Source organism: Nonomuraea sp. NPDC005692 (genome assembly GCF_040631115.1).
Taxonomy (GTDB): Bacteria; Actinomycetota; Actinomycetes; order Streptosporangiales; family Streptosporangiaceae; genus Nonomuraea.
Window position 1 is genome coordinate 101,768 of sequence record NZ_JBEXYU010000024.1, and the last position, 14,107, is coordinate 115,874.

Annotated in this window: 13 protein-coding genes and 1 pseudogene; 7 read left to right on the top strand and 7 right to left on the bottom strand. The window is 71.3% G+C overall.

From position 1 onward, the window contains the following. Positions 1-233: 233 nt before the first annotated feature. The 3 genes and pseudogenes from ABZ459_RS36430 to ABZ459_RS36440 all read left to right on the top strand — a co-directional run. Positions 234-413: pseudogene (locus tag ABZ459_RS36430) on the top strand (hypothetical protein); the annotation flags it as partial. Continuing rightward, positions 410-1,084, top strand: coding sequence for an alpha/beta hydrolase (locus tag ABZ459_RS36435; protein WP_357980231.1), 675 nt, complete (start codon positions 410-412; stop codon positions 1,082-1,084). The pseudogene ABZ459_RS36430 and the gene ABZ459_RS36435, both read left to right, overlap by 4 nt. Before the next feature lie 174 nt (positions 1,085-1,258). Continuing rightward, on the top strand, positions 1,259-1,639 hold the full coding sequence (locus ABZ459_RS36440) for a hypothetical protein (protein ID WP_357980235.1): 381 nt from the start codon (positions 1,259-1,261) through the stop codon (positions 1,637-1,639). Between the two features lie 220 nt (positions 1,640-1,859). Here the strand turns inward: ABZ459_RS36440 and ABZ459_RS36445 are convergent, their stop codons facing one another. Further along, positions 1,860-2,183, bottom strand: a complete 324-nt coding sequence (locus ABZ459_RS36445) for an ArsR family transcriptional regulator (protein WP_357980238.1) — start codon at positions 2,181-2,183, stop codon at positions 1,860-1,862. Between the two features lie 58 nt (positions 2,184-2,241). Here ABZ459_RS36445 and ABZ459_RS36450 point away from each other — a divergent pair, with 58 nt between their 5' ends. Next, positions 2,242-2,568: a putative quinol monooxygenase gene (locus ABZ459_RS36450; RefSeq protein ID WP_357980241.1), complete on the top strand. Its 327-nt coding sequence runs from the start codon at positions 2,242-2,244 to the stop codon at positions 2,566-2,568. 163 nt (positions 2,569-2,731) lie between these two features. Here the strand turns inward: ABZ459_RS36450 and ABZ459_RS36455 are convergent, their stop codons facing one another. The 5 genes from ABZ459_RS36455 to ABZ459_RS36475 all read right to left on the bottom strand — a co-directional run bounded on the left by ABZ459_RS36455 (position 2,732) and on the right by ABZ459_RS36475 (position 9,830). Beyond that, on the bottom strand, positions 2,732-5,005 hold the full coding sequence (locus ABZ459_RS36455) for a hypothetical protein (RefSeq protein WP_357980244.1): 2,274 nt from the start codon (positions 5,003-5,005) through the stop codon (positions 2,732-2,734). 187 nt (positions 5,006-5,192) lie between these two features. Beyond that, entirely contained in the window at positions 5,193-6,089 is an 897-nt protein-coding gene (locus ABZ459_RS36460) for an amidohydrolase family protein (protein WP_357980247.1), read from the bottom strand. 17 nt (positions 6,090-6,106) lie between these two features. Next, positions 6,107-7,054, bottom strand: a complete 948-nt coding sequence (locus ABZ459_RS36465; RefSeq protein WP_357980251.1) for a 3-hydroxyacyl-CoA dehydrogenase NAD-binding domain-containing protein — start codon at positions 7,052-7,054, stop codon at positions 6,107-6,109. Continuing rightward, entirely contained in the window at positions 7,051-9,030 is a 1,980-nt protein-coding gene (locus tag ABZ459_RS36470) for an acetoacetate--CoA ligase (RefSeq protein ID WP_357980254.1), read from the bottom strand. The genes ABZ459_RS36465 and ABZ459_RS36470 overlap by 4 nt, the downstream gene beginning before the upstream one ends. Continuing rightward, entirely contained in the window at positions 9,027-9,830 is an 804-nt protein-coding gene (locus ABZ459_RS36475; RefSeq protein ID WP_357980257.1) for a crotonase/enoyl-CoA hydratase family protein, read from the bottom strand. Before ABZ459_RS36475 ends, ABZ459_RS36470 begins: the two co-directional genes overlap by 4 nt. Positions 9,831-9,917: 87 nt before the next feature. Here ABZ459_RS36475 and ABZ459_RS36480 point away from each other — a divergent pair, with 87 nt between their 5' ends. Next, entirely contained in the window at positions 9,918-10,364 is a 447-nt protein-coding gene (locus tag ABZ459_RS36480) for a MarR family transcriptional regulator (protein WP_357980260.1), read from the top strand. On the opposite strand, the gene ABZ459_RS36485 is transcribed toward ABZ459_RS36480, so the two are convergent. Further along, a complete protein-coding gene (locus ABZ459_RS36485) occupies positions 10,365-11,402 on the bottom strand; it encodes a LacI family DNA-binding transcriptional regulator (RefSeq protein ID WP_357980263.1) in 1,038 nt (345 codons plus the stop codon). 136 nt (positions 11,403-11,538) lie between these two features. On the opposite strand from ABZ459_RS36485, the gene ABZ459_RS36490 reads away from it, so the two are divergent. Together ABZ459_RS36490 and ABZ459_RS36495 are read left to right on the top strand one after the other, a co-directional pair. Beyond that, the gene (locus tag ABZ459_RS36490; protein WP_357980266.1) at positions 11,539-13,161 is read left to right on the top strand and encodes an ABC transporter substrate-binding protein; all 1,623 of its coding nucleotides are present in this window, start codon (positions 11,539-11,541) and stop codon (positions 13,159-13,161) included. Beyond that, the gene (locus ABZ459_RS36495) at positions 13,161-14,096 is read left to right on the top strand and encodes an ABC transporter permease (protein ID WP_357980269.1); all 936 of its coding nucleotides are present in this window, start codon (positions 13,161-13,163) and stop codon (positions 14,094-14,096) included. Before ABZ459_RS36490 ends, ABZ459_RS36495 begins: the two co-directional genes overlap by 1 nt. Positions 14,097-14,107 lie beyond the last annotated feature (11 nt).

Here is a 14,107-nt window from a genome sequence, read left to right on the forward strand (position 1 = left end):
GTTGGAGGCCGCGTCTGCATGCCTCCACGTGCGCTGACCTCGGACGGGTGGACGGGCGATGACTCAAGCTCCAGGCCATGCCCGGCCGGGGACACGCTGGGCGTCACCAGGCTCATCCACCGCCCCAACGGCCAGACCATCGCGGACAAGATGCGCCGCGATGGAACGCGACCTCATCTCCCGGCGGCCACCAACGAGGGCCTGGACGCCGCCGCGAGGGCCCGCCCGGCGGACTGCGCTCGCCCATCGGTCTCGACCTCGGCGCACGCACGTCGGAGGATACGGCCGTGGCCATCCGCGCCGAGCTGATCCCACTCCGCCGGAGCGGCTCCGGCCGAACGGTGACCACGACCGAAGGACGCATCCACCCATGTCGCCATCGATCACATAGGAGCCTAGGAGTCCCTTCATGACCACCGTGATGCTGGTCCACGGCGCCTGGCACCGGCCGAGCACCTGGACGAGGCTCGAGCCCGAACTGCACACGCTCGGCTACGCCACGCGCACGCCCGCGCTTCCGAGCGCCGGCGAACGTCCCACCGCGGGCATGCACGACGACGCCGCCGTGCTGGCCGGGGAACTGGCCGCGGTGGGAGGCCCGACCGTGCTGCTTGCCCACTCCTATGGGGGCATCCCGGCGACCGAAGCCGCCACCGGGGCGGGCAACGTCGAGCGGCTGATCTACCTGGCCGCGTACATGCCGGACCGGGGACAGTCGTTGTACACCCTCCACGGCCTGCCGGACACCGACGACACGAGCGGCCTGTTCCCCCTCATCGACCAGCCACGCACCTCGCTCTACGGCGACCTGCCGGACGCCGAGGCCGAGCAGGAGATGAGCCGCCTGGTCAACCAGACGAGGCGGTCATTCACGGAGAAGGCCGACACGGCCGCCTGGCACGACCTCCCCTCCACCTACATCATCACCGAGCAGGACCAGGCTCTGCCGCCCGCCTCGCAAGAGCGGATGGCAGCCCGAGCCGCCGAGATCCGCAGGCTGACCAGCGGCCACTGTCCGTTCCTGTCCCAGCCGCACCGTCTGGCCGCTCTCGTCGACGACATCGTGCGGTCCGCGGCCGGCTGAACCGGGGCGGCCTGCACGCCGACTGCGAGCAGTGCTGCACGATCCGCCACGCGCGCCCGCGGCCGAGCGCGCCGGGCAGCCTTGCCGGCGTCGTGTCATGCCTCGACCACCATCAGCTCAGGGCCCTCAGCGATACGACGAGGACATGCATCTGTTCTGAAGTGGGTGTCACTCGTGGCGGCCATCGCCGCCACGCCTTTCCTCCTGCTGTACGCCGCCACGATGGCACCCCAGTGGATCACCGATCACCGTTTGGCGAGCCTCGAGGATCGAGCCCTCAAGCATCCGTTGCCACCGGGCGCGACGTTCGGCGGGTCAGCACCTCAGCGGCCCGTGACCGGAGACTCCGGCGACTGCTGGGCCGGCTTCGCCTTCAGCCTCCGCACCGAACGCCCACCCGAGGAGATCAAGCGGTACTACGAGGCGGCCCCCTTCATGCGGACCGATGCGAACTTCACCGAGCTGAGCGTCAGCGCCTTGCAGGAGTCCGCCGACCATGTATCGGTCGCGGTCGACACGATTTCCTCGGGTACCGGGGACCTTCGCTGCTGGTGAACGCCACACTGGGCAGCTGATTCGCGACCAGCCACCAACCGTCAGCAGTCCGTCCTGTCACCCAGGCCGTCACCTCGCCGTCGCGTTCGGTCAGGTCTTCGACGCCTGGATGCGATCACCGGGCGGTGGATCAGCGCGAGCCCGGCGGAGCCGTCGGTGGCCTCACCCACCAAGTCGGTGTCGGGCTCGGAGCAACGTCCGGACGCCGACGCGGATCAGTTCATGTCTCGGCCGCGGTGCTCCCGGTTCCGCCCGACGCGCTGCCGGCCTTCAGCTCCTCGGACAGGAGCTGAAGCAGGCCGGGCAGATGACGCTCGATGTCCTGCCTGGGCAGTGAGACGGCGCTGCCGTTGCCGTGGTCACGCTGGATGATCAACCCCGCCTCGCGCAGCACCCGGAAGTGGTGCGTGCGCGCGGCCTTCTTCACCGGCAGGTCGAACGAGCCGCAGGCGCGCTCCCGGTCTTCGGGATCGGCCGCGAGTTCGGCCACGACCTGGCGGCGGGAGTCGTCGGCCAGCGCGCGGAACACCTTGCCCAGATCCATGTCTCACCCCTAGGTACGATTTGCATCATACCTAACCTGATGGCTAACGTCGGCAGGTATGAAGATTGTCGTACCTGAAGGAGGCGGGGCGGTCGGCATCTACGGCTTCGCCCGGCCGAAGCCCGAGCGCGCCGATGAGCTGGAGCGACTGCTGCTGTCGTTCGTGGAGCCGACCAGGGCCGAGCCTGGCTCGATGCAGTACCAGGTCCACCGCGACGCGGCTGATCCCAGCACGTTCGTGTTCTACGAACTGTGGCGGTCGGCCGACGACCTGCGCGCGCATCTCGCGCGTCCCGAACTCGCACACTTCCAGCGGCACCGCATGGAGTACCTACGAGAAGACCTGGAGATCCACTGGCTGACACCCCTCAGCGCGACTCCCTGACGCCATGGCCAGTCAGGCATCAGATGGCTCCCCAGGGCGCAGCCGATGAGCTCGCCGCGCCAGCGGGCGCCGTGACAGAAGAGATCTACGTGCTCCGACCTGGGGAAGAGGTCAACAACCCAAGATGACGATGGCGTGACACTTGGGCAGCTGGAGATTCAGGTCACTTCCGGTTCCGGTGGACGATCTCCCTGTCGCCCTTGCCGGGATACGCCATGATCAGCAGCCGCTGCCCGCTCTGCGCCTCGCCCTTCCAGGGGAACCAGGCGTGGTGCACGCGGATGCGGTAGTGCCCCTTGCGCCCGTCGAGGGCGAGGTTGGGCAGCTCGGTGCCGCTGAGGCTGTCGTAGAGCACGATCTGGCCGCCCGGGCTGTAGTAGCCGACCTCGACCACCTTGTCCCAGCCCTTGGTCTCGACGGGCGGCCGGCGGGTGTAGGTCTCCAGGGTGACGCAGAGGTCGAAGTCGGGGTGGGTCATGACGGCCAGGATGCCGCGCGCGGAGGAGACCAGCCCGTTGCCGGGGTCCATGTCCGGCTCGGTCTCCTCCTCTCCTTCCCCCTCGTACGTCTGCAGCACCCCGTAGTCGGTCCACTGCGGCTCCTTCATCCGGATCGCCCGGGCCGGCTTGGTGCGCGGGCGGTGGCGCGGCGTGGCGTCGCACATGGCTTGGGAGTCGGCCTGCATCGCCGCGAGCTCCTGGTCCTGCTCGGCCTTCGCCGCCTGGACGATGGTGGTGGCGCTGGGACAGATGCCGGCCAGAGGAGAGGTCAGGGACGCGCGGTCGATCTTCAGCCGGGCCAGCTCCCGTGGGTCGTTGCGGGTGTGGACGCCGCACAGGTGGCGCCCGTAGGCGAGCACGACCTGGTCGGGCGTGGTGTCGGGGAACACGTGCAGGCTCTGCGCGCGGTGGTCGTCGCGCAGGGAGCACACGAACTGCTGCTCGGCCGTCAGCTCGCGCGGCTCCGCCTCGCCCGTGTCGATCTCCCACGCCTGGGGCATGTCGCAGTCCGTGACGGGGCCGCGGGCCAGGTCCGCTGCGGGCAGCAGACACAGGGCCACGGCCGAGGCGAGCCCCGCCAGCAGGACGTGGTGGCGGACGCGTTGAGCGGGCGGGGCGGCGTACACAAGGAGCAGGATGAGGCCGGCGGCGGTGAGCGCGAGGGCGTACCAGAGCGGGGAGATGCCGGGAGACAGCAGCTGGGCGCCCTCGTAGGGGACGACGGCGCCGCGCTCGACGTAGAGGCTTTCCGGGTAGAGCCACAGCTCCCCGAAGAAGGTGGAGTGCTCCGAGGTGAACGCGCTCACGGCGCCGGCCGCGCCCAGCAGGAACAGGCTCAGCGTCGTGGCGCGCAGTAACGTGCGCGTCCGCCGCCGGACGGCGACCAGGATCAGCACCGCCGGCGCGCCGACGCCGACGAGGAGGTCGAGCGCGAACCAGTACGCGGTGGCCGCCGACCCGGTGTACTCGCGTACCGCGTCGCCCAGCACGTTCTTCGGTCCGAGCCAGAACGGCACCCCTTGTGCGAGGTTGACGGCCGCGGGGACCAGCGGGAGCACGATCGCCACGGTCGGCAGCGGCCACCACCTGGCCCGCGCCTGCACGGGCCTGGTCCGGGGCGCGGAAGGCCGGAGCGTGCCCAGGTCGTGTGCGGACCTCGCCCACCAGACCAGTGAGAAGACCGAAACGGCGCCCAGGAGCGGCGGCATCAGCAGCTTCCACGCCACCGCGTCCGAGCCGCCGAACGCCACGATCGAGACCGAGCCGGACGAGAGGAGGGAGAAGAAGACCGCGATCACGCCGGCCCGTACCGTCGCGCCGCTCCAGCGCGGATCCCGCGCCTGCGACGCCAGCAGCGACACCAGCCACACCGACCCCGCCGCGTCCAGCGCCCAGGTCCAGTTCTGCCCGGCGAAGAAGTAGTCGCCCGCCTGGTACGCGATGGTGGTGACGACGTCGTGCATCACGCTGAGCATGCCGGTCACGAGCATGAGCACCTGTGGCCATCGGCGGCCGCTCCCCCACAGCACGCGGAAGAACAGCCATATCGCCACGAGCTCGATCACATCGCCGGCCAGCGACATCCACCACAGGTAGGGGATCGGCAGTCGCCAGGTCAGGACGGACACGACCATGGCGTAGAGAGCGACCCGCAGCAGTCGCACCTCCCGGCCGTGCCGCGCCGGTTCCCCGCGCAGCCGCCCGCGCAACACCTCCCGGTACGCCCACGCCTGCACCGTCGCGATCGGCACCAGCAGGGCGGGCAGCCACGGCCAGGCCCGGATCTCGTCGGCCATGTATCCGTCCGGGTCCGCGACGACTCTCCACAAAGGGACGAGGTCGCCGGTGACCAGCCCGACCACGGCGAGGACGATCACGACGGCCAGGTAGAGGGCCGCGAAACCGGCGGCGAGCCGGCCGAAACGATGGCGGCGCATGAGGCACTCCGGGACGGGGGGCGAGGAGGAAAGCGCCCAACCCTACTGATCCCCGACCAAGTGGATCAAGCAGCTCGTTGATCACCCGGTCGGGCACGACGACGTCGCCGCCCCTTCGCCGAGCGGGAGCCGTCGGACCGGCTGCCGCCGCACCGGCCACCGCGGTGCTGAAGTGTGCCGAGCGTGTTCATCGGCTCGCTCTTCGCAGGCCGAGAACGCGGAGGGCGTTCTCCTTGTAGATGAGGGGCTTGGCCTCGTCCTTGACGTCGAGGGCGGCGAAGTCGGCCATCCAGCGGTCGGGGGTGAGGACGGGATAGTCGGAGCCGAACAGGACCTTGTGCCGCAGGGGCCCGGCGGCCTGGCGGACGAGCTGCGGCGGGAAGTACTTCGGTGACCAGCCGGACAGGTCGAGGTAGACGTTGGACTTGTGGCCGGCGATGGACAGGGAGGCGTCGACCCAGGGGACGGACGGGTGGGCGAGGATCATGGTGAGCCCGGGGAAATCGGCGGCGACGTCGTCGAGCAGCATCGGATCGGAGTGGCGGAGCTTGATGCCGCGCCCGCCGGGCAGGCCGGCGCCGATACCGGTCTGGCCGGTGTGGAACAGCGCGACGCTCCCCAGGTCCTCCAGCGCCCGCCAGAGCGGATAGTGGGCGGGGTCGTTGGGGGCGAAGCCCTGCAGGCTCGGGTGGAACTTGAAGCCGAGCACGCCGAAATCCTGTACGAGCCGCCGGGCCTGGGCGATGGCGGCCGGGCCGCGGCGCGGATCCACGGACCCGAAGGGGATGAGGACGTCGGCGTGCTCGGCCGCCTGCCGGGCGATCTCCTCGCTGGACAGGGCCGGGTGGCCGAGTTCGGTGGAGGCGTCGACGGTGAAGACCACCGCGGCCATGTTCCGCTGCCGGTAGTAGGCGGCGACGCGGTCGATCGTCGGGGTGCGGTCCTGGCCGGCTTTGAAGTATCTGGCCGAGGCCTCCATCAGCTCGGCGTCGAGGGAGAGGTGGCCGTGGTGGTCGGCCTCGATGTGGACGTGGACGTCCAGGGCCACGATGGCGTCCGGGTCGATGCGCGGGATGTAGGTCATCTTTCCTTCTCGGTCGGTCAGGGAAGGGCGTGGTGGCGGCGCTTGGCCTGCAGCAGGCCGACGAGCAGCGCGTCGCGGTCGGCCGCCATGGCTTCCTGGTCGATGCCGTCGAGCTCGGCGCTCACGCCGTCGACGAGCAGGCCGACGAGTTCGGGGGTGAGCCGCGGCGTGCCGAGGTCGTCCATCCAGGTCTGGGCGGGCGGGCCGAGGTGGTGCAGGGTGTGCGCCATTCCGCCGGGTCCGCCCGAAAGGTGCTGGTTGACCAGCGGGCCGAGCAGGGCCCACCGCAGGCCGGGGCCGTGCGCGATGGCGGCGTCGATGTCGGCGACGCTTGCGACTCCCCGCTCCACCAGCGAGTACGCCTCCCGCCACAGGGCGGCCTGGAGCCGGTTGGCGAGGTGCCCGGGAACCTCACGCCGCACGAGCACCGGCCGCTTGCCGACGGCCCGGTAGAAGTCCATCGTCTGCCGGGTGATGTCGGGGCCGGTGTGCCGGCCTGGCACGACTTCCACCAGCGGGATCAGGTGGGCGGGGTTGAAGGGATGTCCGACGAGCACCCTTTCGGGATGTGCGGGGCACATCTCCTGCAGGCGGCTGGGCACCAGGCCAGAAGAGCTGCTGGCGATCGGGGCGCTCGCCGGCGCCGCCTCGTCCAGCGTGGCCAGCAGCGCCTGCTTGAGGTCGGCGCGCTCCGGCCCGCTCTCCTGGACGAACCGCGCTCCGGCGACGGCGTCACCGGCGGTCGCGGTGAAGGTGAGCCGGTCGCGGGAGGCGCCGTCGGCGAGGCCGAGCCGGGTGAGCGCGGGCCAGGCCAGGTCGAGCGCGGCCCGCAGCCGTTCCTCGGCGTCCGGGGCGGGGTCGAAGGCGGTGACGTCGAGGCCGCGGGCGAGGAACAGCGCGGCCCATCCGGCGCCGATGACGCCCGTGCCGATGACGGCGACCGGCCGGTCCGCCGGGCTCCTCACGCCTGCCTCGCGCGGTCGCGGGCGATGGCGGTGAAGGCGTCGAGCGCCGCCGGGTCCGTGAGGGAGCCGGCCGAGGCGACCTCGTCAGGGGCGGCGCCCAGCAGGATCTTCTTGACGGGGACCTCGAGCTTCTTGCCGGTTCGTCCGTAGGGCACCGCGGGGACGGCCATGACGGCGTCGGGCACGTGCCGCGGGGACAGTGTGGTGCGGATGTGCGCGATCAGGCGGGCGCGCAACGCATCGTCCAGGGCGAGTCCGTCGGCGAGGATGACGAACAGGATCAGCTCCCCCATGCCGCCGTCGTCGCTCTCCAGGTGGACGACGAGGCTGTCGGTGACCTCGGCGACGTCCTGCAGGGCCCGGTAGAACTCGGCGGTGCCCAGCCGGACGCCGCCGCGGTTGAGCGTGGCATCCGACCGGCCGGTGATGACGCACGAGCCGTGGGAGGAGAAACGGCACCAGTCGCCGAAGCGGAAGGCGCCGGGATAGCGGCTGAAGTAGGTGTCGCGCATCCGGCGGCCGTCGTCGTCGCCCCACAGGCGTACCGGCATCGAGGGCATCGGCGCGGTGATGACGAGCTCGCCGACGTCGCCGACCACCACGTTGCCGCGCTCGTCGAACGCCTTGGCGTCCACCCCGAGGCTCGGCCCCGACATCTCCCCCGCCCACACGGGCTGCAGAGGCGATCCCTGGACGAGACCGGTGCACACGTCGGTGCCGCCGCTGCCGACGTTCACCAGGACAGCGGGGCCGAACTGCTCGGCCGCCCACCGGAAGCCCTCGGCGGGGAAGGGGCTGCCGGCCACGCCGAGCTGCCGCAGCCGGGACAGGTCGAACTCCTCGCGCGGCCGCACCCCTTCCTTGCGGCAGGCCATCAGATAGCCGGGGCTGGCGCCCATGAGGGTGGCGCCGGTCTCCTGCGCGAGCCGCCACTGCGCGCGCAGGTCGGGGTGGAGCGGGTTGCCGTCGATCATCACGATCGAGGAGCGCACGAGCAGCGCCGAGGCCAGCGTGTTCCACATCATCCACGCCGTCGTGGTGAACCACAGCAGCCGGTCACCGGGGCCCAGGTCCCAGTGGAAGGCGTGGTTCTTCAGGTGTTCCAGCAGGATGCCGCCGTGGCCGTGCACGATGGCCTTCGGCCTGCCGGTGGTGCCGGAGGAGAACAGCACGTACAGCGGGTGGTCGAACGGCACGGCCTCGAAGCGCAGCGCCTCGTCCGTGGGCGCGGCGAGCTCCGCCCAGCGCAGGGCGTCGCGAAGGTCGAGCCCGCCGTAGGGGACGTGCACGACGTGCTCCAGCGAGGGGATGCCGTCCCGGATCGCCTGGACCTGCTCGCTCCGGTCGATCTTCTTGTCCCCGTAGGTGTAGCCCGCCACCGCCAGCAGGACGGTCGGCTCGATCTGGCCGAACCGGTCCACCACGGCGCGGGCGGCGAACTCCGGAGCGCAGCTCGCCCAGATGCCGCCGAGGCTCGCCGTGGCCAGGAACGCGATCAGTGTCTCCGGGCAGTTGGGCAGGTAGGCGACCACGCGGGTGCCGCGCCGCACCCCGAGCCGCCGCAGGCCGGCCCGGACGCGCCGGACCTGCTCGGCGAGCTCGGCGAAGGTGAGTTCGACGCGCGGCCTGGTTTGGGAATGGCCGACGACCGCGACCTGGCCGGCGTCCTCGGGCGTGCCGAGGCAGTGCTCGGCGTAGTTCAGGGTCGCTCCGGGGAACCAGCGGGCGCCGGGCATGCCCGGTTCGGCCAGCACGCTGTCGTAAGGCGTGTGGGCCTTGACCTCGAAGTAGTCCCACACCGCCGCCCAGAAGTCCGCGATGCTGGTGACCGACCACTGCCGCAGCTCCTCCCAGGTCGGTACGGCCACGCCGCGCTCGCGGGCGAGCCAGCCGATGAAGCCGGTGACGCGCGCCCTGGCGATCTGCTCGGGGCCGGGGACGTACAGCGGCTCGGCCGGGGGGAGGGTGGCGCTCATCGGGCGGCTCCGGGATGGCCGACCTTGGCGGCCCGGCCGTCGAGGAAGTCCTGTATCCGGGCCTTGGCCTCCGTGCTGCTCTGTGCCACGGCCGACATGAGGGATTCCAGCAGCAGCCCCGTCTCGGCGTCGGCGTCGGCGATGCGCGGCAGGGCGTGCAGGACGGCGTAGTTGGCGATCGGCGAGTTCCCGATGACCTGCTGGGACAGGGCAAGGGCCTTGGTGAGCCCGTCGCCTTCGGCCACCCGGTAGTCGACCAGGCCGCGGGCCTCGCCTTCCGCGGCCGTCAGGACCCTTCCGGTGAGCATCATGTCGATCATCGGCTGGGCTCCGATCAGCCGGGAGACCCGGACCGAGGCGCCGCCGCCCACGAAGAGCCCCCGGCTGCCCTCGGGGAAGGCGAAGAACGCCGACTCCTCGGCGACGCGCAGGTGCGCGGCCGCCGCCAGTTCCAGGCCGCCGCCGATGACGGCGCCCTTCAGGACGGCGATCACCGGCAGGACGCCGTGGTCGATCCGGCCCATCGCCTCGTGCCATCCGCGCGAGTGGTGCAGGCCTCCGACGGCGTCTCGTACGGTGAGCTCGCCGAGGTCGAGCCCGGCGGAGAAGTGCGCGCCCTCGGCGGCGAGCACCGCGGCCTTGGCCCATGCGGGCGGGGCGGCGAAGAAGGCGCCGAGTCCGGCGATCGTGGCCTGGTCCAGGGCGTTGCGTTGGGCCGGCCGGTTCAACGACAGCACCGCGACGTCCCCGTGGCGCTCCAGCGCCAGCGATGGGGGCAGGTCAGGGCAGGGAGGGATCACAGGCTCTCCAATTGACAGGAATCCTGATGAAGAAGGCTGAAGTATCATCAGGTTTCCTGTCAATGCCTGGCTGGGATACTGTTCGTCATGTCCAGCGCCCCGCCCCGCCCGACCCCGTCGCTGCTGTACGCCGTCAAACGGCTCGAACTGGCGATCAAGTCGCGCCTGGACGAGATGCTGCGCGACTCGGGGGTGACCACGCCGCAGTACACGGCGCTCACCGTCCTGCAGCACAAGGACGGGATGACCGCCGCCCAGCTCGCCCGCGACTCCTTCGTCACCCCGCAGGCCATGGCCGACCTGATCGGCGCCCTCGACCGGCGTCACCTCATCCGCCGCTCGCCCAATCCGGGCAACAGGCGCGAACTGCTGCTCTACCTCACCGACGAGGGCCGGGCGCTCCTCGACGCCTACGCCGAGGACGCCGCCGGCCTGGAGGACCACATGGTCTCGGGCCTGTCGCCCGACCAGGCCGACGCCTTCCGCGCCGCCCTCACCCTGGCGTGGACGACTCTGCGCCCGGCTCGAAAGTGATCAGCCTCCCGGCACGGCGCGGGGATCGGAGGAGGCGCGGACGTCGAACCTCGCCTGGAGCAGCCGGCCGCCCGCCACATCGCGGCCCTCGATGAGGTCGACGAGCATCCCGACCGCGATGTCGGCCGTCTCGACCGGCAGGAAGCTGAGCGTGCTGACGGGCGGATCCGTGAACGGCGCCGTGGGGTCCTCCGTCGCGCAGACCAGCAGCAGGTCGCCGGGCACCGACCTGCCGAGCTTGCGGATCCTGTCCAGGAGCAGGGACGGGCTGACCTCGACGAGCACGACCAGCGCGTCCGGCGGCTCGGGATCGCCCAGCAACCTCTCCACCGCGGCCAGCGTCGGCTCGAACCCGGGCCCGCCGAGCTGGGCCAGCAGCGGCACGCGGCCCCGCTCCGCACTCCAGTCGAGGTAGGCCTGGACGGAGTCGCGGTGGTAGCAGGCCGTGGTCGGGGCGCCGACCGCGGCGATCCGCCGGGCACCGGCCGCCGCCAGGTGGTCGAGCACACCGCGCAGGGCCGCGCCGTAGTCGAAGTCGACCCACGGCCACGGTGTCCCCGCCACGGCTCTGCGGTCGGAGACCACGGCCACCCCCGCGGCGAGAAAGTCGCCGACCAGGGGGTCTCCCTCGACCGGATCCACCACGAACACGCCGTCGAGAGGCAGGTCCGTCCAGTAGTCGTCGGGGCCGGTGGTGGGCAGCAGCACCACGCCGTACCCGTGGGTCATGCCCGCGCGGGTCGTGGCGGCGGTCAGCCGGGCGAAGTAGGCGAGCTCGGTGTAGAACCACGGATGCTCGACGAACTCGCGAGCGGCGAGGCCGAGCAGGCGTGAGCGCCCGGCGCGCAGCCGCCGCGCCGTGGCGTTCGGCCGGTATCCGAGTCGGCGCGCCACCTGCCGGACGTGCTCGCGGGTGGCGTCGGGGAGGCGGCCCGCGCCGTTGAGCGCGTCCGAGACGGTGGTCTTGGACACCCCCGCCGCGCGGGCGACGTCGACCAGGCGCACGCGCGCGCCGACCTTACGCTCTGGCTCTTCCATGGGTCCGATCTTTGCAGGATGTCAGGCTTTTCGCCACCTCGCTGACCGTTGCTGAATCGTTCCTTCAGCGTCTTGTGCAGGAACGTTCCTTCACCAATACTCGTGGCACTTTCCCGCACGAGGAAGAGGTGGTCCGATGCGTACCGCTCGTCTCGCCGCCGCGGCGCTGGCCGTACTGGCGGCCGCTGGCTGTGGAGGGGGCGCGGCCGCCCCGAAGGCCGCCGGAGCCGGAGCCTTCACCGTCACGGCGGAGCTCCCGCCGGCCAAGGGCCCGGTGGACGCCGTGACCTGGGCTCTCTACGCGGAGCCGCAGTCGCTCGACTACGCCTACGCCTTCGATTACCCGCCCAACACCGTGCTCGCCAACGTGTGTGAGCAGCTGATGCGGATCACGCCCGACTTCCGGGTCGAGCCGGGGCTCGCGAGCAAGGCCGAATCCCCCGACCCCGGGCGCTGGGTGTACACGATCCGTGAGGGCGTGCGCTTCCACGACGGCTCGCCGCTCACCGCCGACGACGTGGTCGCCAGCATGCGCCGTCACATGGATCCGAAGGTGGGGTCTTACTGGGTCTCGTCCTACCAGAACGTCAAATCGGTGGAGAAGACGGGCCCCATGGAGGTCACCGTCCACATGAAGAAGCCCGACCATCTGTTCAACGAGCAGATGGGCACCTCGGCCGGGACCATCGAGAGCGCCGCGTTCCTGGCCCGCGAGGGCACCGGGTACGGCACCCCGGACAAGGGCGTGAACTGCACCGGGCCGTACTCGCTCGACACGTGGGACAAGGGCCAGGCGATCAACCTCAAGCGCTTCGACGGCTACTGGGACGCCGCGCTCAAGGCCAGGGCCGCGACCGTGCGGAACGTCTTCATCTCCGACCCGGCGGCCCGCGTCAACGCCCTGCTCTCGGGCGAGGCGGACGGCAGCTACCTGGTCCCCACCACCGGCTTCACCCGCCTGAGCGCCGCCTCCAGCGGCAAGCTGTACTTCGGCCCCAACACCGCCGCCGTCAGCCTCATCCCCCTCGACCTCAAGGGCACGCTCGGCGACCTGAGACTGCGCAAGGCGCTGTCCATGGCGCTCGACCGCAAGGCCATCCTCAAGGCCAGCGTGGCCGGGGTCGCCACACCGGCCAAGGCGCCGGCGGCGATCGGCGCGTGGGGCATCGCCCCCGAGGCCGCCAAGCAGTACCACGCCGAGCTCCCCGAGCTGAACACCGATCTCGAAGCGGCCAGGAAGCTGGTCAAGGAGGCCGGCGGCGCCGGCAAGAAGATCGTGATCGCCACGAGCACGATGGCCCCCGACATCGGCGTCATCGCCAACGCCGTCCAGGCCGCGGGCCAGGCCATCGGACTCCAGGTCGAGCAGAAGGCGGTGGCCCCCGACGCCTACTCCGCGCTGTTCTCCGACCCCAAGGCCCGCCAGGGCATCGACCTGGTCATGACCATCTGGTACGACTCGACCCCCGACCCGCTGGAGTTCTACGGGATCCTGCAGACCGGCAACTTCGCCAACTACGGCGGCTACTCCAACCCCGACTACGACAAGCTCGTCGACCGGGCGAGCGCCGAGGCCGACCCCGCCGCCCGCGCCGCCGTGGTCGCCGAGCTGCAGGAGATCGCCGTCCGGGACATGGTGTGGATCCCGCTGTACGAGGTGCCGCACAGCATGTTCCTCAACAAGCGGCTCACCGGCGCGCCCACCGGCATCACCCAGCTCGTCTATCCCTGGGCCGCGGTGCTCGGGTCGGCCGACTGATGGCCGCCTTCCTCGCCCGCCGGCTCGCCGGACTGGTCGCCACCCTGCTGGGGGCCTCGTTCGCGGTGTTCTCGGCCGTGTACCTGGCTCCCGGCGACCCGGCCTCGTTCCTCACCCAAGGGCGTTCGGCGTCCCCGGAGGCGATCGCGGCGATCAGGGCGCAGTACCACCTGGACGATCCATTCCTCACGCAGTACCTCAAATGGGTCGGCGGCGCGGTGACCGGGGACTTCGGCCGCTCGGTGCAGTTCCGGCAGGACGTGACCGGCCTGCTCCTGGCCAGGCTGCCCACGACGCTCTTCCTGGTCGGCTACGCCGGGCTGCTCATCGTGGTCGCGGGGCTGATCCTCGGCGCCCTGGCCGCGCTGCGGCCCGGCCCGCTCGACAGGGTCGTCCTCATCGGCACCGGGGTGGCCACCGCGACCCCCTCGTTCGTCGCGGCGATCGGCCTGATCTCGCTGTTCTCCGTCCAGCTCGGCTGGTTCCCCGCCTTCGGCAACGGCGAGGGGCTGGTCGACCGGCTCTGGCATCTGACCCTGCCCGCCGCCGCGCTGGCCCTGACGTTCGCCGGACTGCTGGCCCGGGTCACCCGCGCGTCCATGCTGGAGGAGCTGGCCCGCGAACACGTCGAGGTGGCGCGCTCGCGCGGCGTCCAGGAGAACGCGGTGATCCGGCGCCACGTCCTGCGCAACTCGCTCGGCCCGATCAGCACGGTCACCGGCACGGTGATCGCCGGGCTGCTCGTCGCCACCTCGATCGTGGAGACCGCCTTCGGCCTGTCCGGGATCGGGCAGCTGCTGGTCAGCTCGGTCACCGTCAAGGACTTCCCGGTCGTGCAGGCCGTCACCACCTTGATCGTCGTCGTCTTCGTGGGCGCCAACCTGCTGGTCGACCTGGTCCAACCGGCCATTGATCCGCGCCTGCGCAGGGCGTAGCGAAGGAGTCC

Coding starts and splice junctions, on each gene's coding strand:
- ABZ459_RS36435 (WP_357980231.1), top strand. CDS start 410: ATGACCACCGTGATGCTGGTCCACGGCGCCTGGCACCGGCCGAGCACC.
- ABZ459_RS36445 (WP_357980238.1), bottom strand. CDS start 2,183: ATGGATCTGGGCAAGGTGTTCCGCGCGCTGGCCGACGACTCCCGCCGC.
- ABZ459_RS36450 (WP_357980241.1), top strand. CDS start 2,242: ATGAAGATTGTCGTACCTGAAGGAGGCGGGGCGGTCGGCATCTACGGC.
- ABZ459_RS36455 (WP_357980244.1), bottom strand. CDS start 5,005: ATGCGCCGCCATCGTTTCGGCCGGCTCGCCGCCGGTTTCGCGGCCCTC.
- ABZ459_RS36460 (WP_357980247.1), bottom strand. CDS start 6,089: ATGACCTACATCCCGCGCATCGACCCGGACGCCATCGTGGCCCTGGAC.
- ABZ459_RS36470 (WP_357980254.1), bottom strand. CDS start 9,030: ATGAGCGCCACCCTCCCCCCGGCCGAGCCGCTGTACGTCCCCGGCCCC.
- ABZ459_RS36480 (WP_357980260.1), top strand. CDS start 9,918: ATGTCCAGCGCCCCGCCCCGCCCGACCCCGTCGCTGCTGTACGCCGTC.
- ABZ459_RS36485 (WP_357980263.1), bottom strand. CDS start 11,402: ATGGAAGAGCCAGAGCGTAAGGTCGGCGCGCGCGTGCGCCTGGTCGAC.
- ABZ459_RS36490 (WP_357980266.1), top strand. CDS start 11,539: ATGCGTACCGCTCGTCTCGCCGCCGCGGCGCTGGCCGTACTGGCGGCC.
- ABZ459_RS36495 (WP_357980269.1), top strand. CDS start 13,161: ATGGCCGCCTTCCTCGCCCGCCGGCTCGCCGGACTGGTCGCCACCCTG.